Consider the following 16,121-nt stretch of genomic DNA (forward strand, 5'->3'; position numbering starts at 1 on the left):
TGAATGCCTGAGCATCAAGACGCAGAAGAACCCATTCGCACTTTGCCGCAAGTTACTGATCAACGCCTCCCGCGCGGCTTATGATCAGTTACAGCTGCTTCTCGCAGCTACTGCGTAACATCAGTAAAGTGATTGCTACCTACGCCTACCAGCGGTAGCGATATTGAGCCCCCACTGCCCACAATTTGAGCTTGAAGTCGCCTTGTACACGGAATTTCTGATCCGCAGCAAAGAACGGATAGTCAGCGCGATTTGTGGCAGTGTCGGTGTAGTCCACTTCCGCTTTACTCAGGTGTGCATAGGCAAGGCCAACGTCCAACTGCCCTGCCTTGCTGGGGCGCCATGCAAAGCCCGTGCTTAGCCACAGCCGGTTTGCATCAGGGGTGGACGGATGTCGCCATTGGGCGGAACGCACCGGTGTTTGATCCCATGCCATGCCAAATTTCCAATCGAGTGTATCGGTGTAGTGCCAAGTGCTGCCTAAACCAATGCGAGTGGTGTTGCGCCATTTTTGTATTTGTACTTGATCGGGCGTGTTGTTGATTTGCGCGCGAAGCTCATCAAATCGCGCCCAGCCAGTGCGTGTGAGGTCGGCCTGCACCGACCAATCACGGTTCAGTGGCCAGTCTGCAGCCAACTGAATGCGCCAGGGAAGCTTGACCTTGGCTTGAGCGGGTTGTGTTTCCGATTCCAGACTCATGCCCAAGCCGGTTGCAAGCTGGCTGTAAAGTGCGGGGATTTCCACCCGGTAACTGCCACGGGCCTTGGGTGTGATGCTGCTGCGAAAGCTGGCTGCCAGCCTGGCTTTGTTTTCAGTTTCGTATAGCAATCCGAGGTTGATGCCATAACCCCAACCATGGCCTTTGAGCGTGGCTTTGCCATCGACTATAGCTACGGGTTGCCCCAACGCCAGTTCCGCAATACTGGCTTCATAGCGGAAATCAAGCGCTTTGCTGGCTTCGGCATTGATCTTGACGGCGTTGAGGCCAATACCCAATGACCACTGTGGACTGAGTCGCCATGCCAGCGTCGGGCTGATGCTCAGCGCCGTTATGACAGTGTCCAATGCGCTATAGCGGCCTGCCCAGTCGGCATCAAAGCGGGTTTCGCTGCCGAAAGGGGCATAGATACCCAGCCCGGCAACAATATTTGGGTTGATCGGACTCGCATAAAAGAATGCCGGGACGAAGCCACCTCTTCCTCCATTGCTATTGCCGCCACCAACTGCACGTAGCTCCCCGGTTGGTGTGCCTAATACACTGGCCGTGCCAACCTGCCCGGTTGCACGATCAACCAACCGGGTATCACTACCGGTGGCGCGGAACTGGGCCGACAGATCCATATAGTTGCCACTGGCTAACCATTGAGGTTGCGTTAGCCCGATCAATGCAGCAGGGTTATGGAAGATAGCACTGCTGTCGCGGGTGGCGGCAGCAGCACCAGCCCAGGCATTACCCATGCCGGCAGCACCTTGTTCATCCAGTGCGAATCCTCCGGCTCCGGCTGTAGCGGGGAGTAGTCCCAGCATGATGAGAGTGGCAAGGCGATTGATTTTTTGCATCGTTGTCTCCAGCTTGTTATTTGCCTTGCCACCTTGGGAGAATGCCTCCCAAGGCTTATTGCACTAATTGACGATAAAGCTGTGGCTGTTGCCGCTTAGCCCGTAAATCTGACCATTCCAGCCATACTTGTAATCGCCGTTGTGGACGATGCGATATTGCCCAGGCGTTGCGTCGAGTGGAATCTGCCATTGGATGCGTGCTTGCGAGCTGCCCCAGATTGAGTCGATGCGTACCCAGCGATAGGTAGTGCTCCAGTCATCGTCACCTGCAACACGTTGCCAGGCATTGCCATCCCAATGCTCGACACTGATAAAGCTGTCACCACGGCGCAGGTTGTTTTTGGGGTGGCCTGTCCAGAACCAGGCTTCCGCCGTCTGGCCGCGTTGGTAACTTGCAGCCGTGTCGCGCACTACTTGGCCGAACTTTTTGCCGAGCGGCACGTTATCTAGCACGACCCCGGTTTGCAGGCTGATTTGTTGATTAGCAATGTCGCGTGGAGTAGGGCCGGCAACAATGGATTGACCGTTGTTCATGGCTTCAGCCAAATCATGGAAAAGCTGTCGGTAGGCTGGCAATGTACGGCGCCCAAAATGGGTGGAAGCGCCCTCATAGTGTTGGGCATCGTACTCTTCCGGTGTAGCCACATAGCCCGCGTAGGCATTGGTGTAACCGGCAAATATCACATTGGCCAAGGGCAGGTTGAGTGTGGCGGCGACTGTCTCACGAATGCGCCGGCCCGACATGATGGTGAACTCGCCCGGCCCTGCGACAATCGCCAACTGGCCCAGGCGCGCGATAGATACCGGCAATATTTCCGGCGTCCAGGGGAACGGCTTTTGCAAGCCGGTGGTGATCAGTATGGGTTTGGGCGCTTGGCATGCCTCGACATCTGCTGGTGCACCGAATAGCACCGTGCCCAGTTTGGCCAGGAAAGGGTTGCTGGTGAGATCACCTTCGTTGAAGCCGTCTTCACCGCGGCCGTCCTCGGTACCGGCAGCGAAGGCGCGTCCCAATGCGGCGGTGCAGGTCTGACCACCGCCAAATTCAGGCCGGATATTGATTTGCGCCATATTGGCATACTGCTGGCGATAGTCCAGAGGGCCGCTGACCAGCTCGCTGGCACCGTTGAATAGCGCCATTGCACGATTGGCTTGGCGTTCACCCTGCATGCGGGTGTTGTCGAATTCGTTGGCGGTGGGGCCATTGCCATCCAGCCAGTCATTCGGTGTCATGTCGCCGGCATTGCTTTGGGCGAAGGCGGCGACGAAGTCTTTCTGTCCGCGTTTGCCAAATACCTGCTTTTCAACGTATTGCGCCGCATACCCTTTGTTATCACTTGAGATAAGCGTGTTGCTCGGGTGCATGGAAACGCCATGGGTGGCGAACCAGTTGATCATGCCGACATCACGCCCACCCTGGCTGAATCGCAAAACGGTCATGGTCGGGTCGATGCTGTGCTGCCAGCGGGCGCGTTCATCGGCAGGGTTACGTTCATACGCCGGCAATGAGCGATTGGTGCTGGCTTCGAATAACTCACCGCGCGCCACACGGATTTCACCGGGTTTGAGATCGGCATCGGCGGCAACGATGGCTTCGACAATGCCATCGACGATGGCATTAAAGGTGCGGTCGTTGTAGCCCAAGGTGGTGAAGTTATAGAGCGCGTAATGTGAGAACCCGCCTGGGCCGGCATGCGTGTGGGTAGCGGATAACAATACATTTTCACGGTTATAGCGATCGCCAAAGCGGGCTTTGAGGCGGGCTAGCACCGCTTGATGTACGCCCTGGAACACCATGCCCAGGTCATTGTTCACAAACACCAGGCGACGACCGCTGGCATCGTCCTGCACCACAAATGCACGCGCCCACTGCCGAAGATGAATTCCCGACGTTTTTTGCGCCAGCTTGGCGTATCCCATCATGCCGACTTCCGCCGCTTCGCCCGTGATATCGGCTTTACCGCGTCCTACCAGATAGCCTGCTTGGGCGGGTAGCGCTATGGCGAGCAAGCTCGCTGCCAAGCAACTACTACGTACCAAAGTTGTTGCATTTTTATGCATGCTTCCTCTCCTCGGTTTTGGTTTGTAACGACGTTATGAACTTGCTGGTTTGCTTTGTCAAACCGCGTAAATCATCTACAAGTAACTGATGTAAAAGTGCAAATAATGCTGCGCTGCAGCAGCTGGATCAGCTTGCTTATGATGAAAGTTTTGTGTGATAACGATGTTATTAATTCGAAGAAGAAGAGGGGGACGCGTGCAGAGTGATTACGATGCCATTGTGATCGGGGCGGGGGTGGGCGGCTCGAACGTCGCAGCGGAACTTGCCGCTGCGGGCTGGCGTTGCTTGGTGATCGAAGCGGGACGCTATTACTCACGACTGGATTCCCCGCGTGGCGAGCTCGATGGCAACGCCAAGTTGTTTTGGCATGGTGGTCTGGAGCTCAACCGCAGCGCCAGCATTGCCATGCTGCGTGCACGCGTGGTGGGGGGCGGTTCTATCGTCAACCAGGCCCTGCTGGATGAGTTCGACAGTGTTGCGTTGGACGATTGGCGTAAACGAACGGGTCTGCAATGGCTGAGCGAAACGGGCATGGCCCCATGGTATACGCGGGCTCGAGGGGCGCTGCATATCCAACCGGTGTCCGAAGTCCATGCGAATCGCAATGCCCAGCTGTTTCGTCAGGGTTTTGAAGCATGCGGCTACGGCTGCGCCACATTGCAGCGGGGGCAGTCTGGTTGCCGGCATGAGGAGGGCAACGACTGCATTGAGTGTTTGTATGGTTGCCGCCTGGACAGCAAGCAATCAACGCCATTGACCTCGCTACAAGCTGCATTGAAGTCGGGCGCGAAGTTGCTGACTGAATGCGAAGTGGAAACCGTCAGCGAAGAAGCCGGCCAAGTGACGGTGCGAGCGCGACTCGCCAATGGCCAGCCGCAGGTCTTCAGAGCAGGACAATTGGTGCTGGCGGCCGGCACGCTGGGTAGCAATGCCTTGTTGATGCGGTCGGGTTGGGGCGCGAGATTGCCGGTATTGGGGCAGGGCTACTACTGCCACCCACAATTCATGTATTTCGCTCGTTATCGTGAACCTGTCAATGCCCAGCGTGGGCCTTTCCAAGCGTATAAGTCTGATGAGCCGACTTTCCGTGCTCAGGGCTTCAAACTGGAGAACGTCTTTTCACCGCCGATTGGTACGGCGTTGTTGCTGCCCGGCCTGGGGCGTGACCATCAGATATCCATGGCGGCGATGCGTCATTACGCCTGCATCGAAGTCGCTGTGCGCGATACCCATCCGGGCCGGATCAGTCTCGCGGCCGGTGGACGGTTGTGTATCGATAAGGAACTCGATAAGGAAGATAAGCGCCGCGCGACAGCGGGTTATCAAGCGGTACGTAATGTGTTTCGTGCGACGGGTGCCGAAGCCATACTGCCCGGCCGTTTTGGCATTGGGCTGCATCTGATGGGTGGATTACGCTTTGCCCGCAGGCCCGAAGAGGGCTGTGTAGCCGGCGACTATCGCCTATTTGGCAGCCAGCGCATACACGTGGCGGACGCGAGTCTTTTCCCCAGCGCACCGGGTATCAACCCTTCATTGACCATCATGGCACTGGCGCGCCGGTTGGGTTGCCAGATGGCGGAGGCGGCATGATGCGGTACGAACCCCAAGCCTACCAATGCTGTACCGCAGCCAGCGTCTACTACAGCGCCCGCCAGCTGCATGGCTTGAATCGACTCGGCGATTGTTACTGCCCGGGGGTTGCCGGTCTCCCCTGTTTCAGCGCCAGCGGCGCGGCGCTGGATATTGATCGCTTGGCCCATGCCATGCACCCACAAGATCGTGCTGACTTCGGCCTTTTGCTGGATATGGCGGCCCGCCTGCCCAGCCCCTTGCTTAGCTTGCTACTGAGGTTGTTCAACCAGGCCGAAACCTTTCGATTTGCCCCGCTGCGCCTAGCTCGTCTTGGTACGGCTGGCGTGGTGTATTCGCTTTATTACGGCTTTGCCGGCCCCGGTGGTGCGCAGGTGCGCAATGGCCTGGGTTGGGATGCCGCCATTCGAACCGTTTTGCCAGGAGAGCCACCCATGAACCAACTTGTGCGTGATGCCGCACCGAATCTTGCCCCCGATGCTGATGAAGTGGTTGCGGTGTTCAAACGGGCCCGTAATGCGCATCTTGATATCGCTGCCCTCAGCCTGAAGCAACGCTTGGCGGTGCTCGATAATTTGTGCCAGGTCATCGTACGCCGCCGTGCCGAGATCATTGCGCGGGTAACGGAAGAAACCGGCAAATGCGCCAGTGACGCACTGTTGGGTGAAATCTTCGCCGTGATCGATAACCTCGAATACCTACGCCGCCATGCCTGTAAGGTATTAGCTGATCGAAAGATGCCCACGCCCTTGGCCATGCTGGGCAAGCAGTCACGCGTTTGGTACGAACCACTGGGCACCATTCTGGTGATTGCGCCGTGGAACTACCCGTTCTACCAAGCCATCGTGCCGATCTCCATCGCTTTCGCCGCCGGCAATGCAGTAGTGCACAAACCCTCTGAATTCACCCCGTTGCGAGGCTTGATCGAGTCGATTCTGGCTGAGGCCGGCTTTGCGCCGGATTGGGCGCAGGTGGTGTACGGCACGGGCAGCGTGGGCGCTACCTGCCTGGCACAGCGCCCCGATAAGTTGTTCTTTACCGGCAGTGTGGCAACCGGCAAAAAGGTGATGGCCCAAGCGGCTGACCTGTTGGTGCCGGTAGAGCTGGAATTGGGCGGTAAGGATGCCATGCTGGTGTTTGCCGACAGCAATCTGGAACGCAGCGTGGCGGGTGCGATGTGGGGTGCTTTTACCAACACGGGCCAAAGCTGTACCTCGATTGAACGCTGTTATGTGGAACGTCCGCTGTATGACCGCTTCCTGGCACTGCTGGTAAGCCAAACCCGTAAGCTGACCTTGGGCACAAGCTCCGATCATGATATCGGCACGATGACGACGCCGACGCAGATTGAAATCGTGCGCGCGCACTTGGCCGATGCATTGGCCAAAGGCGCAACCCAGCATACCGGCCAGGATTGGGATGGCCAGAGCGCGGCTATTCCGCCCATTGTGCTCAGTAATGTGACTCACGAGATGTGTGTGATGCAGGAGGAAAGCTTTGGCCCATTCCTGCCGGTGATGCCCTTTGACAGCGAGGCGGAAGCCATAACGTTGGCCAACCAGACGATTTATGGCTTATCGGCTTGTGTGTGGAGTGGCGACAAAGCCCGGGCTGAACGTGTGGCGCGTCAGCTTAAAGTGGGCAATGTTTCCATCAACAACCACATGATTACTGAGGGTAACCATGCGCTGCCATTTGGAGGGGCCAAGCAAAGTGGTATCGGGCGCTTCAAGGGCGAAGAAGGTTTGCGTGGATTTTGTAATGTGAAGGCCGTGATGGTGGACGGTAACTCCGCCAAAATCGAGGCGAATTGGTATCCCTTCACCACAGCCAAATACGAGGCGCTGGACAAGATGACCGTGGCCAGCCGTATTCGGGGCTTGGGGGGAATCATCCGCTTCGCCTTGGCAGGGTTGCCATTGGAGCAGCTCGCCAACAAGCTGGGCAAACAGGGCCGGCAACGATGAAGCGTGCCGTCGAGACCAATCTTCAGCCAACCGTACCGCAGGCCCAGCGCTATGCCAAATTGGTGGCGGGCCTAGCAGGTAGGACCTTGCCTTGTGCCTTGGTCGACCTGGACGCGTTCGATCGTAATCTGGCGGCCATGGCAAAGCGGGCCGGCGGCAAACCCATCCGACTTGCCAGCAAATCGCTGCGGGTACCCGCCCTGATGCGCCGCGCATTGGCTTATGGTCCCGCCTATGCCGGGGTGCTGTGTTACAGCGTGGCCGAGGCGGTATCGTTGGCTGAACAGGGTATGGACGACTTGCTGGTTGCTTACCCGACTTGCCAGCCTGCCTTTCTGAATGCGCTTGCCCAAGCCATCGGCAATGGTCGGCATATCGTAGCGATGGCCGATTGTGAGCAACATCTGGCTGCGCTGCAGGCGGCGGCCGACCGTGCCGGCACTCTATTGGAAATCGCCTTTGACCTCGATATGAGTTTCGACCTGCCCGGCTTGCATTTCGGTGTCTACCGCTCGCCGCTCAATACGCCCGACAAGGTCATGGCACTCTATGCCAAGCTGATGGCGTACCCCCGTTTACGGCTGGTTGGTGTGATGGGCTACGAAGCCCAGATCGCCGGCGTAGGCGATGCAGTGCCCGGCAAGTGGCTGGAGAACCAAGCTGTGCATTGGCTCAAGGCTTGGTCAACACCCAAGGTGGCAGCCAGGCGCAAAGCCATGGTGGCGGCATTGAGGCAAGCGGGTGCACCGTTGCGTATTGTGAATGGTGGGGGGACGGGTAGTTTGGAGTCCACCGCAGCAGACCCCAGCGTGACCGAGCTGGGTGCAGGTTCTGGCCTGTATGCACCGGTATTGTTCGATCACTATCGTGGTTTTCAGCATGAACCCGCTGCCTTCTTTGCTCTGGAAGCCAGTCGCAGTGCGTTTGATGGGAGCTTGACCTGCCAAGGGGGCGGCTATGTGGCGTCGGGGGCGGTTGGGGTGCATAAGTTGCCAGAGCCTGTATGGCCCATCGGTTTGCAGTTGTTGGGGCAGGAAGGGGCAGGGGAAGTGCAAACGCCGCTGTTTGGTCAAGTTGATTTAGCACTGGGTGATCGGGTGCTCTTTCGCCCCGCTAAAGCCGGAGAATTCCTGGACCGTTTCGACTCGGTGCTGCTGCAGCGAGACGGCCAGGTTGTCGAGCAAGTTCCCACCTATCGGGGTATGGGGTGGCAGTTTTTTTAGATATTGGCGTTTTGGGTGGGGGGTTCAGTAGCGGCGCGGTTGATTGCAGATCTTAGAACCTGTTTACGATCTGTAGCGAGCAGTCGTCAGCGGGGTAAAGCGCAGCGCAGAAACCGGAATGTACGTGGGTACATGAGGCTGCGAACTTCTTGGTGCGAAGCACCGTAGCAGTTCGGCGTCCTCCTTGCGGGGGCTTTCGAGCAGCACATGAACCCTGATCACGGCTGCGCAGCAAGATAGTGAACAGGTTCTTACGTTGACTTACCAAAGTAGTTGGGCACTAAGCCATAGCGTCAATGTCAACAGTGAAGGGCGGCAATAAGCGATTGTGAACATTGCCACACCGTGCGCCACTTGCTGCTATGCCTATTCCACCTCGAGCCCCATGATTTCTACCCAATACATCAGCCGTATTTCCCTGCAAAGAGATAAGGTTGAATCTTTCAAGCAATACCCATTCAGCCTTCCTGCAGTGCGTTCATTGGACCAGATCGACCTGCATCCGAAGGTCAATTTCTTTGTGGGGGAAAATGGTTCAGGTAAATCTACTTTGCTGGAAGCTGTTGCCGTGTCGCAAGGGTTCAATCCTGAGGGGGGCACCAAGAATTTTCGCTTCGGAACGCGTCAGTCTCATTCCAATCTGCATGAATACCTGCGTGTGGCCAAGGGGGTCCGGCGGCCACGCGATGGTTTCTTTCTGCGCGCCGAGAGTTTCTTCAATGTCGCCACTGAAATTGAAAACCTGGATGCATCTCCATCTTCGGGTCCGCCATTAATTGACTCGTATGGCGGGAAGTCATTGCACGAGCAATCACATGGCGAATCCTTCCTGGCGCTCCTGCTGCATCGGTTTGGGGGAAAGGGGCTTTATATCCTCGATGAACCGGAAGCCGCACTATCGCCCCAGCGCCAATTGGCTGTGCTGTCGCGTATACATGACCTGGTGCTGGACGACTCGCAATTCATCATTGCCACCCATTCCCCTATCCTGATGGCTTATCCCGATGCCTGCATTTTCCAATTCACGGCAGACGGTATCAAGCAAGTAGCCTATGAAGATACCGAGCATTTTCAGGTGACCCGCGATTTTCTTCTCAACCCACAACGTATGCTCAAGGTGCTGCTCGATCGCTAGCGTATTCTATTCAGATCGGTAGGGACCCGCACCAGTCTTTGTCCTACAGTGGTTGATTGATAGGAAGGCGCATATTGCAACGATGAACACTTCTACGGCTTAGGCAGTCTATTTACTGATGCCAAATGACAGTGCGTGGTCTTTAACTAAAAACTCTGAGGCGAAAATGAAAAATTGGGTCATGGCAGTCGTGTTGGTGGGGTGTTCAGCTGGTGTGATGGCGCAGGGCCGCCTGGTGATTCCCATGAGCGTTGCGGAAGAAGGCGGCGTCGGGGCGAGCGCGGGGCAGGTGGTGGTGACGGAATCAAAGTATGGTTTGGTATTCACACCCTCATTGACAGGCCTACCCCCAGGTCTTCATGGCTTCCATGTACACGAGAATCCAAGTTGCGATCCTAAGGAAAAGGATGGCAAAAAGGTCGCTGCATTGGCTGCGGGTGGGCATTACGACCCAAAGAAAACCGGTGAGCACGGCGCACCATGGGGCAAAGGGCATCTGGGCGACCTGCCTGCGCTCTATGTCGATGCCGATGGGAAATCGGATCAGCCGGTGCTGGCCCCACGGCTCAAGCTCGCAGATTTGACTGGGCGTGCCCTCATGGTCCATGCCGGTGGCGATAACCATGCCGACCACCCCGCGCCACTGGGGGGAGGCGGTGCGCGCATCGTTTGCGGCGTCGCTCCTTAAAACCTGTCAATGTCTGCTGCGCGTCCTTGTATAAGGGCTCAGGTGCTGCTGGCCCTGGGCGCGTATTGGTTTGGAAACGACCTATTCATCAGATAAAACGTGGTAGGTTATTTTTAATAATGTGATTCAATAAAGAAATCGGCGTATGGATTCATCCGAGCGTGAATACGTAGGGTTTTGGTTGCGCGTGTGGGCCTCAATTATTGACTCTGTCCTGGTCTGCGCCCTGACATGGCCATTGCTGACCTGGGTCTACGGCAAGGTATATTGGGAAAGTACCGAACTGATACATGGGCCGCTGGAAATTATTATTTCCTGGGTTCTACCGGCGATTGCAATCATTGTTTTCTGGATTACCAAACAGGCCACCCCAGGCAAGATGGTTATATCTGCGTCTGTTGTCGACGCAGAAACCGGTGGCCCAGCGAGTAACCGTCAGCTGATCATTCGGTACGTTGGCTATTATGTCTCGGCGATTCCGCTGGGGCTGGGGCTATTCTGGGTGGCGTTTGACCCACGTAAGCAAGGCTGGCATGACAAGCTTGCAGGGACGGTGGTGATCCGAAAGCCCAAAGCGCCCAAGGTTGCTTGAAACTGTTCACGATCTTTTATGAGCAGGTGTCAGCAAGGTGAAGCGCAGTACAGAAACCGGGACTAAACACAAGACTTTAGACAGGTTCTAGCGGTTCGGTGCCACATTGCTTACGGAGGGTCAGCCGACCCTTTGCAGATGGTTAGCGCAATGCTTTCCATCGGCATCGACGGGCTTGCCTTGGCAGCCATTCAAATAGGCCGACGATTGGCAACCGCCAATCATTTCATGCGGGTGATTAGCCAAAAAATTGCAAAACCGAGCTATACCACTTTGGGGAATGCTCCATTTTGCAAGACAGGGTACGTAGTGCATGGCCTGCGTAGGTGATGGATAACCACCTGCGAAATTCACTTTTCAAGCGCTGCGCAGCAAGGCAGGAAACAGGTTTTGAGTTGGCGCAGGCATGTGGCCGAGGGCGCCAACACACCGATAATCTCGGAGAGCGGTGAATTGACTACCAAGACTATTTTGATTGTGGACGACTCAGCAAGCATGCGTGAGACCGTCAAGATCGTCTTAGCAGCGTCTGGCTATGCTGTCCTGGAGGCGGAGCATGGTAGGGAAGGTGTCGAGAAGCTGGATGGCCGCAAGATTCATCTGATTGTTTCGGATGTCAATATGCCGGTCATGGACGGGATAACGTTCCTGCGCGAAGTGAAGCAGATGCCGCGTTATAAGTTCACTCCGGTCGTCATGCTGACGACGGAAAGCTCTGAGGAAATGATTACCCGTGGCAGCGTGTCCGGGGCGAGCGCGTGGCTCGTCAAGCCCTTTCTGCCGGCTCAATTGGTGTTGGCAGTAAGCAAACTTATCCTACCCTAGCTGTTTTTGGGATAGCTGGGGGTTACTGTCGGTAGCGGGGCTGCCGAGGAGGTAATCATGGGGCTGGATGTGAATATGGGCATGGATTGCGCAGAAGCCAGCCTCAGTGAAGAGTTCACCATTTTCACGGCGCAATTGCTCAAGGAAGACCTGTTTGGTTTGCTGAATTTCCCGGTGGTGCATTTGTATCTGACGAAAGTGACGGAGTTTGATACGGCCGGTTTGCAGTTGTTGATGATGTTGCAACGTGAAGCTGTGTTGCGTGAGCGCAAGCTGCAATTGATTGCGCCGAGTGACCCCATACGCGATGTGATTGTGCTGCTGGGTTGTGAAAGCCTGTTTACGTTTGTCGAACCGGCAGCAGGTATGAGCAACGCAAAAGATAGGGGAGGGGCAGATGGAACTGGACCTATCTAGTGCACGTGCGGCTTTTTTCTTTGAAGCACGTGATCAACGCGCCATTCTGGAAAAAGCATTGCTGGACAGCGAAGCTGTCGAGTTGGATGAAGAAACGTTCAACTTGATGTTCCGGGTTGCCCACACGATCAAGGGGTCCGCTGGCTTGTTCGGGATGGATGCCATTGTCCGTTTTACCCACTTGGTTGAAAATGTATTGGACCGCCTGCGCTCGGGCGAAGTCACGCTGTCCAAAGAGTTGGTTTCCCTCCTGCTGGCAGCGAATGACCATATTGGACTGTTGCTGGATGTGGTTGAACACGATGATAGCGTCGCGACAGTCAACCAACCTGGCGGCGAGGAGTTGATGACCAAGCTACTGGCCTTCAGCACCATGACCCATATTCCTGGTGACCGAAAACCCCAGGTCTTCGTTACACCAAGCCGCCCACAGCACCCAGTGGAAGAAGGGCTGTTGCGCGGGAAGGTGGTGGCCAGCAGCGCCTATCATCTCTCTGTTCGTTTTGCGCCTAATCTGTTTGAAACCGGCATAGACCCCACTTGTTTCTTGCGTTTCCTCAAAACGTTGGGGGAGATCAAGCGCGTAATACCTGTGTTTAGTCATTTGCCCCCTCTCTTAGCGTTCAATCCAGAGGTGTGTTATTTCGGATTCGATGTGCAACTGGCGTCGGATGCAGATGCAGAGCGGATACTGAATGCCTTTGATTTTGTGATTCCCGGCACGCAGGTGGAATTGCTGCCTCCTCATGCCCAGTTGTCTGACTTTGTCGCTTTGCGTGCCCGCCTGCCCGAAGCGCCTGAAGAGATAGCAGCACGTTGGCTTGCGTGTGGTGCGTTGACAGAGGCAGAAGCCGCTGAACTACATGCGGAAGCCGCCGAGGAGAGGGAGGGCGAGTTACACGAAGGTAATACGGGTTTGACCGCAAGCCAAGCTGCCGCGAGCCGGCAAATTGAACGCCGGTCTGCCGACAATCAGTACATCAAGGTAGAAGCCAGCAAACTTGATCGCCTGATCAATAAAGTAGGTGAGTTGGTGATTGCTTCCGATGCGACCACGGCCGTGGCGGATCGCCGCCGCGATATCGAGTTGACTGAGTCGGTGAAAGCGATCAACCAGCTTGTAGCTGATATCCGCGACGATGCATTGAAGCTGCGTATGGTGATAATGGGCGAGGTATTTGGCCGTTTTCCCCGTGTTGTGCGCGATGCTTCCGAAATTCTGGGTAAGCAGATCGAATTGGTGATCAAAGGCGCTGAGGCGGAAATTGACAAGTCGATGGTGGAAAAACTGACTGATCCGCTGATGCATCTGGTACGCAATGCAATTGACCATGGCATTGAAACACCAGAACTAAGGCTTGCACGTGGCAAGCCTGTGGTCGGGACCGTTGAATTGCGGGCCTACCACGATTCCAGCTGTGTGGTGATCGAGGTAGCGGACGATGGCGGCGGTTTGAATCGCGACAAGATACTTGCCAAGGCCATCGAAAAAAATCTGGTGAGTGCGGGTACAAATTTATCGGATACCGAGGTATTCAAGCTGATTTTCCAGCCAGGGTTTTCGACAGCTGAAAAAATTACCGACTTATCGGGGCGGGGCGTTGGCATGGATGTCGTGCGGCGCAATATCGAGGCATTACGCGGCAGTATTGAAATCCTCAACAGCGAGGAGCAAGGTACTACATTCCGTATTCGTTTACCGTTGACCTTGGCGATTATTGACGGTTTCCGGGTGCAGGTAGGCGATACGTTATTGGTGGTACCGGTGGACATGATGTATGAGTGCGTCGAAATGCCGGCTGACTTACAGCAAGATAAGGCCCGTCAAATCAATTTGCGTGGTGAATGGTTGCCATATATATCGCTGCGTGAGTTGTTTCAACTGGGCGAAGTTGATAAAGGAAGCGAATACGTTGTTATTGTGCAATATAGTGGTAGACGGGCGGGTTTGGTGGTGGACCGCTTATTGGGAGAGTTTCAGGCGGTGATTAAACCACTTGGAATTATATTCAAGGCACTTCAGGGAATTTCTGGCTCTACGATTCTCGGTAATGGTGAGCCGGCGCTTATCTTGGACATTCCCCAGTTGGTACAATTCGCCTGGAAATTGGAGCATGCCCAAATTAGGCGAAATGGTAACTCGTCACAAAATGATGTCTATCGAGTTACCCAAGATATACCGATTTGAAAACGCAATATTTAACTTTAATGCCGGTTGTATTATATTTTATGAATGTAAAATACTAAGCAATAAATGAATTGCCACTAGGAGCTAGCTATGTTGTCCTCCAAAATGAGAGTTTCTACCATGCTCGGCATGGGCTTTGCTTTGATGATGATAATCATGCTCTTTGTGGCCGGGTTTGGTTTGGTGAGTTTGAGCCAGATAAATAATACGATAGTGATTAATGATGGCAATGCAGAGAGGTCGGCCGTTGCCAAAGATATGTCTAGTGCACAGTATAGAATGATAATTAGTATTCAGAATTTAGCGCTATTGACGGATGAGTCTGAAATGGCAACGATTAATCAAGAGCGCCTTCAGGCAAAATCGGAGTATGAGGCGTTGGAAATGAAACTGAATCAACTGATTTTTCGTGCTAAAGCCAAGGAAATTGCTAACCAAGTAAAAAGGGAACGAGATATTGGTATGCCATTGTTGGACAGAGTAGCACAGCTTGGTTTGGCTAATAAAAATGCTGAAGCAACCAATCTTCTTATTAAGGAGCTATTGCCATTGGCTAAGCGGTGGCGAGATCAGCTGGAAGAAATGTCAGTCTTTCAAAAATCCATGAGTGAGGCCTCAAGCAAGGAAGCAATACATTTATACGAAAATGCAAAATTCTGGATGATTACTTCTTTAATTATTGGCTTGCTGTTTGCCATAACTGTGGCGTGGTTTATTGTTCATTCCTTAATGAAGCAGTTGGGTGGAGAACCTGGCTATGCACGGGATATGGTAGCTAAAGTGTCGGAGGGTGATTTATCTCTTGTTATTCACACCAAAGCGGGAGATGAGTCGAGTCTGTTGTATGCTCTCTCGAAAATGGTGGAGTCGTTGTCCAATACCATCGGCATGATTACCTTGTCGGCCCAGAATTTAGCATCGGCTTCGGAGCAGATCGCGTCATCTGCCACGAGCCTGTCGCAAACAACTTCTGAACAAACCGCGGCGGTGGAGCAAAGCAGTTCATCGATTGAGCAGATGGCGGCATCTGTATCGCAAAACACCGATAACGCGAAGATGACGGATGGAATTGCCTCCTCGGCAGCCACAAGTGCGGCGGCCGGCGGGCAGGCTGTGCAGGAAATGGTGGCTGCGATGAAGGAAATTGCCAGCAAGATCAGCATGATCAATGAGATTGCCAACAAAACTGATTTACTTGCCATTAATGCGGCGATTGAAGCGGCTCGTGCAGGCGAGCATGGCAAGGGCTTCGCCACCGTGGCGGTGGAGGTACGAAAGCTGGCTGAGCGTTCGCAAAATACTGCCAAGGAAATTGGCGACTTGGCGAATCGTTCGGTAGGGGTGGCCGAGCGGGCGGGTTCTTTATTGCATGAAATGTTGCCGGGCATTCGTAAGACAGCCGATTTGGTTCAGGAAATCGCCGATTCTTCGCGTGAGCAATCCAATGGGATTGGCCAGATCAACGTCGCCGTATTCCAACTAACCGAAGGTATGCAGTCGGCCGCAGCGGTGGCGGAAGAATTATCGGCGACGGCAGAAGAAGTCAGTTCTTCTTCCATGCAGCTACAAGGCTTGATGGAAGAATTCATATTGCCTACCACCGGCCGTAGGGGAGGCCGTGGCAAGCGTAACGTGATCGATAAAACAACAATGCAGCATAATCTTAAGAAACATCATGTGATAGGCCACCACCAAAGTTCAGAACCTGACGACGTGGCGCCGATTGATGAAACCCAATTCTCAAAATACTAACTGATGTTACGCAGTGCATACGATAACCTGTCGCCATGAAGAACAAAGAACTCGATTTGTACACCGACTATTTGCTGAGCACGTTTGGTGCGGCGACAGCAACGGGCTTGTCGGCGATGGT

12 protein-coding genes are annotated in these 16,121 nt (G+C 54.6%); 10 read left to right on the forward strand and 2 right to left on the reverse strand.

The window, feature by feature from the left end; translation table 11 throughout:
• Positions 1-145 precede the first annotated feature (145 nt).
• Together CSQ89_RS15330 and CSQ89_RS15335 are read right to left on the reverse strand one after the other, a co-directional pair.
• Entirely contained in the window at positions 146-1,561 is a 1,416-nt protein-coding gene (locus tag CSQ89_RS15330) for an OmpP1/FadL family transporter (RefSeq protein WP_099407000.1), read from the reverse strand.
• A 63-nt stretch (positions 1,562-1,624) separates the two neighbouring features.
• Positions 1,625-3,622: a neutral/alkaline ceramidase gene (locus CSQ89_RS15335; RefSeq protein WP_099407001.1), complete on the reverse strand. Its 1,998-nt coding sequence runs from the start codon at positions 3,620-3,622 to the stop codon at positions 1,625-1,627.
• Positions 3,623-3,818: 196 nt separating this feature from the next.
• On the opposite strand from CSQ89_RS15335, the gene CSQ89_RS15340 reads away from it, so the two are divergent.
• From CSQ89_RS15340 to CSQ89_RS15390, 10 genes are all read left to right on the forward strand, one after another.
• Positions 3,819-5,213, forward strand: coding sequence for an FAD-dependent oxidoreductase (locus CSQ89_RS15340; RefSeq protein ID WP_099407002.1), 1,395 nt, complete (start codon positions 3,819-3,821; stop codon positions 5,211-5,213).
• Positions 5,210-7,180: an aldehyde dehydrogenase family protein gene (locus CSQ89_RS15345; RefSeq protein ID WP_199065597.1), complete on the forward strand. Its 1,971-nt coding sequence runs from the start codon at positions 5,210-5,212 to the stop codon at positions 7,178-7,180. Before CSQ89_RS15340 ends, CSQ89_RS15345 begins: the two co-directional genes overlap by 4 nt.
• Positions 7,177-8,403, forward strand: a complete 1,227-nt coding sequence (locus CSQ89_RS15350) for an alanine racemase (protein ID WP_099407003.1) — start codon at positions 7,177-7,179, stop codon at positions 8,401-8,403. Before CSQ89_RS15345 ends, CSQ89_RS15350 begins: the two co-directional genes overlap by 4 nt.
• Before the next feature lie 385 nt (positions 8,404-8,788).
• On the forward strand, positions 8,789-9,538 hold the full coding sequence (locus CSQ89_RS15355; protein WP_099407004.1) for an AAA family ATPase: 750 nt from the start codon (positions 8,789-8,791) through the stop codon (positions 9,536-9,538).
• Positions 9,539-9,704: 166 nt separating this feature from the next.
• The gene (gene sodC / locus CSQ89_RS15360; RefSeq protein WP_099407005.1) at positions 9,705-10,226 is read left to right on the forward strand and encodes a superoxide dismutase family protein; all 522 of its coding nucleotides are present in this window, start codon (positions 9,705-9,707) and stop codon (positions 10,224-10,226) included.
• Positions 10,227-10,371: 145 nt separating this feature from the next.
• Entirely contained in the window at positions 10,372-10,818 is a 447-nt protein-coding gene (locus CSQ89_RS15365; protein WP_099407006.1) for an RDD family protein, read from the forward strand.
• A gap of 453 nt (positions 10,819-11,271) precedes the next feature.
• A complete protein-coding gene (locus tag CSQ89_RS15375; protein ID WP_199065599.1) occupies positions 11,272-11,643 on the forward strand; it encodes a response regulator in 372 nt (123 codons plus the stop codon).
• A 57-nt stretch (positions 11,644-11,700) separates the two neighbouring features.
• Positions 11,701-12,060 (forward strand): STAS domain-containing protein, encoded by a 360-nt coding sequence (locus CSQ89_RS15380; protein WP_099407008.1) that lies wholly within the window; start codon positions 11,701-11,703, stop codon positions 12,058-12,060.
• Positions 12,041-14,248: a chemotaxis protein CheA gene (locus CSQ89_RS15385; protein WP_199065602.1), complete on the forward strand. Its 2,208-nt coding sequence runs from the start codon at positions 12,041-12,043 to the stop codon at positions 14,246-14,248. The genes CSQ89_RS15380 and CSQ89_RS15385 overlap by 20 nt, the downstream gene beginning before the upstream one ends.
• A 90-nt stretch (positions 14,249-14,338) precedes the next feature.
• A complete protein-coding gene (locus CSQ89_RS15390; RefSeq protein ID WP_099407009.1) occupies positions 14,339-16,000 on the forward strand; it encodes a methyl-accepting chemotaxis protein in 1,662 nt (553 codons plus the stop codon).
• Positions 16,001-16,121 lie beyond the last annotated feature (121 nt).

Origin of the sequence: Chitinimonas sp. BJB300, from assembly GCF_002735695.1 — a bacterium.
Classification (GTDB): domain Bacteria; phylum Pseudomonadota; class Gammaproteobacteria; order Burkholderiales; family Chitinimonadaceae; genus Chitinimonas.

Excerpts from the sequence above, each read along its gene's own strand:
- CSQ89_RS15330 (WP_099407000.1), bottom strand. The coding sequence starts at position 1,561 with ATGCAAAAAATCAATCGCCTTGCCACTCTCATCATGCTGGGACTACTC.
- CSQ89_RS15335 (WP_099407001.1), bottom strand. The coding sequence starts at position 3,622 with ATGCATAAAAATGCAACAACTTTGGTACGTAGTAGTTGCTTGGCAGCG.
- CSQ89_RS15345 (WP_199065597.1), top strand. The coding sequence starts at position 5,210 with ATGATGCGGTACGAACCCCAAGCCTACCAATGCTGTACCGCAGCCAGC.
- CSQ89_RS15350 (WP_099407003.1), top strand. The coding sequence starts at position 7,177 with ATGAAGCGTGCCGTCGAGACCAATCTTCAGCCAACCGTACCGCAGGCC.
- CSQ89_RS15355 (WP_099407004.1), top strand. The coding sequence starts at position 8,789 with ATGATTTCTACCCAATACATCAGCCGTATTTCCCTGCAAAGAGATAAG.
- sodC (WP_099407005.1), top strand. The coding sequence starts at position 9,705 with ATGAAAAATTGGGTCATGGCAGTCGTGTTGGTGGGGTGTTCAGCTGGT.
- CSQ89_RS15365 (WP_099407006.1), top strand. The coding sequence starts at position 10,372 with ATGGATTCATCCGAGCGTGAATACGTAGGGTTTTGGTTGCGCGTGTGG.
- CSQ89_RS15380 (WP_099407008.1), top strand. The coding sequence starts at position 11,701 with ATGGGGCTGGATGTGAATATGGGCATGGATTGCGCAGAAGCCAGCCTC.
- CSQ89_RS15385 (WP_199065602.1), top strand. The coding sequence starts at position 12,041 with ATGGAACTGGACCTATCTAGTGCACGTGCGGCTTTTTTCTTTGAAGCA.
- CSQ89_RS15390 (WP_099407009.1), top strand. The coding sequence starts at position 14,339 with ATGTTGTCCTCCAAAATGAGAGTTTCTACCATGCTCGGCATGGGCTTT.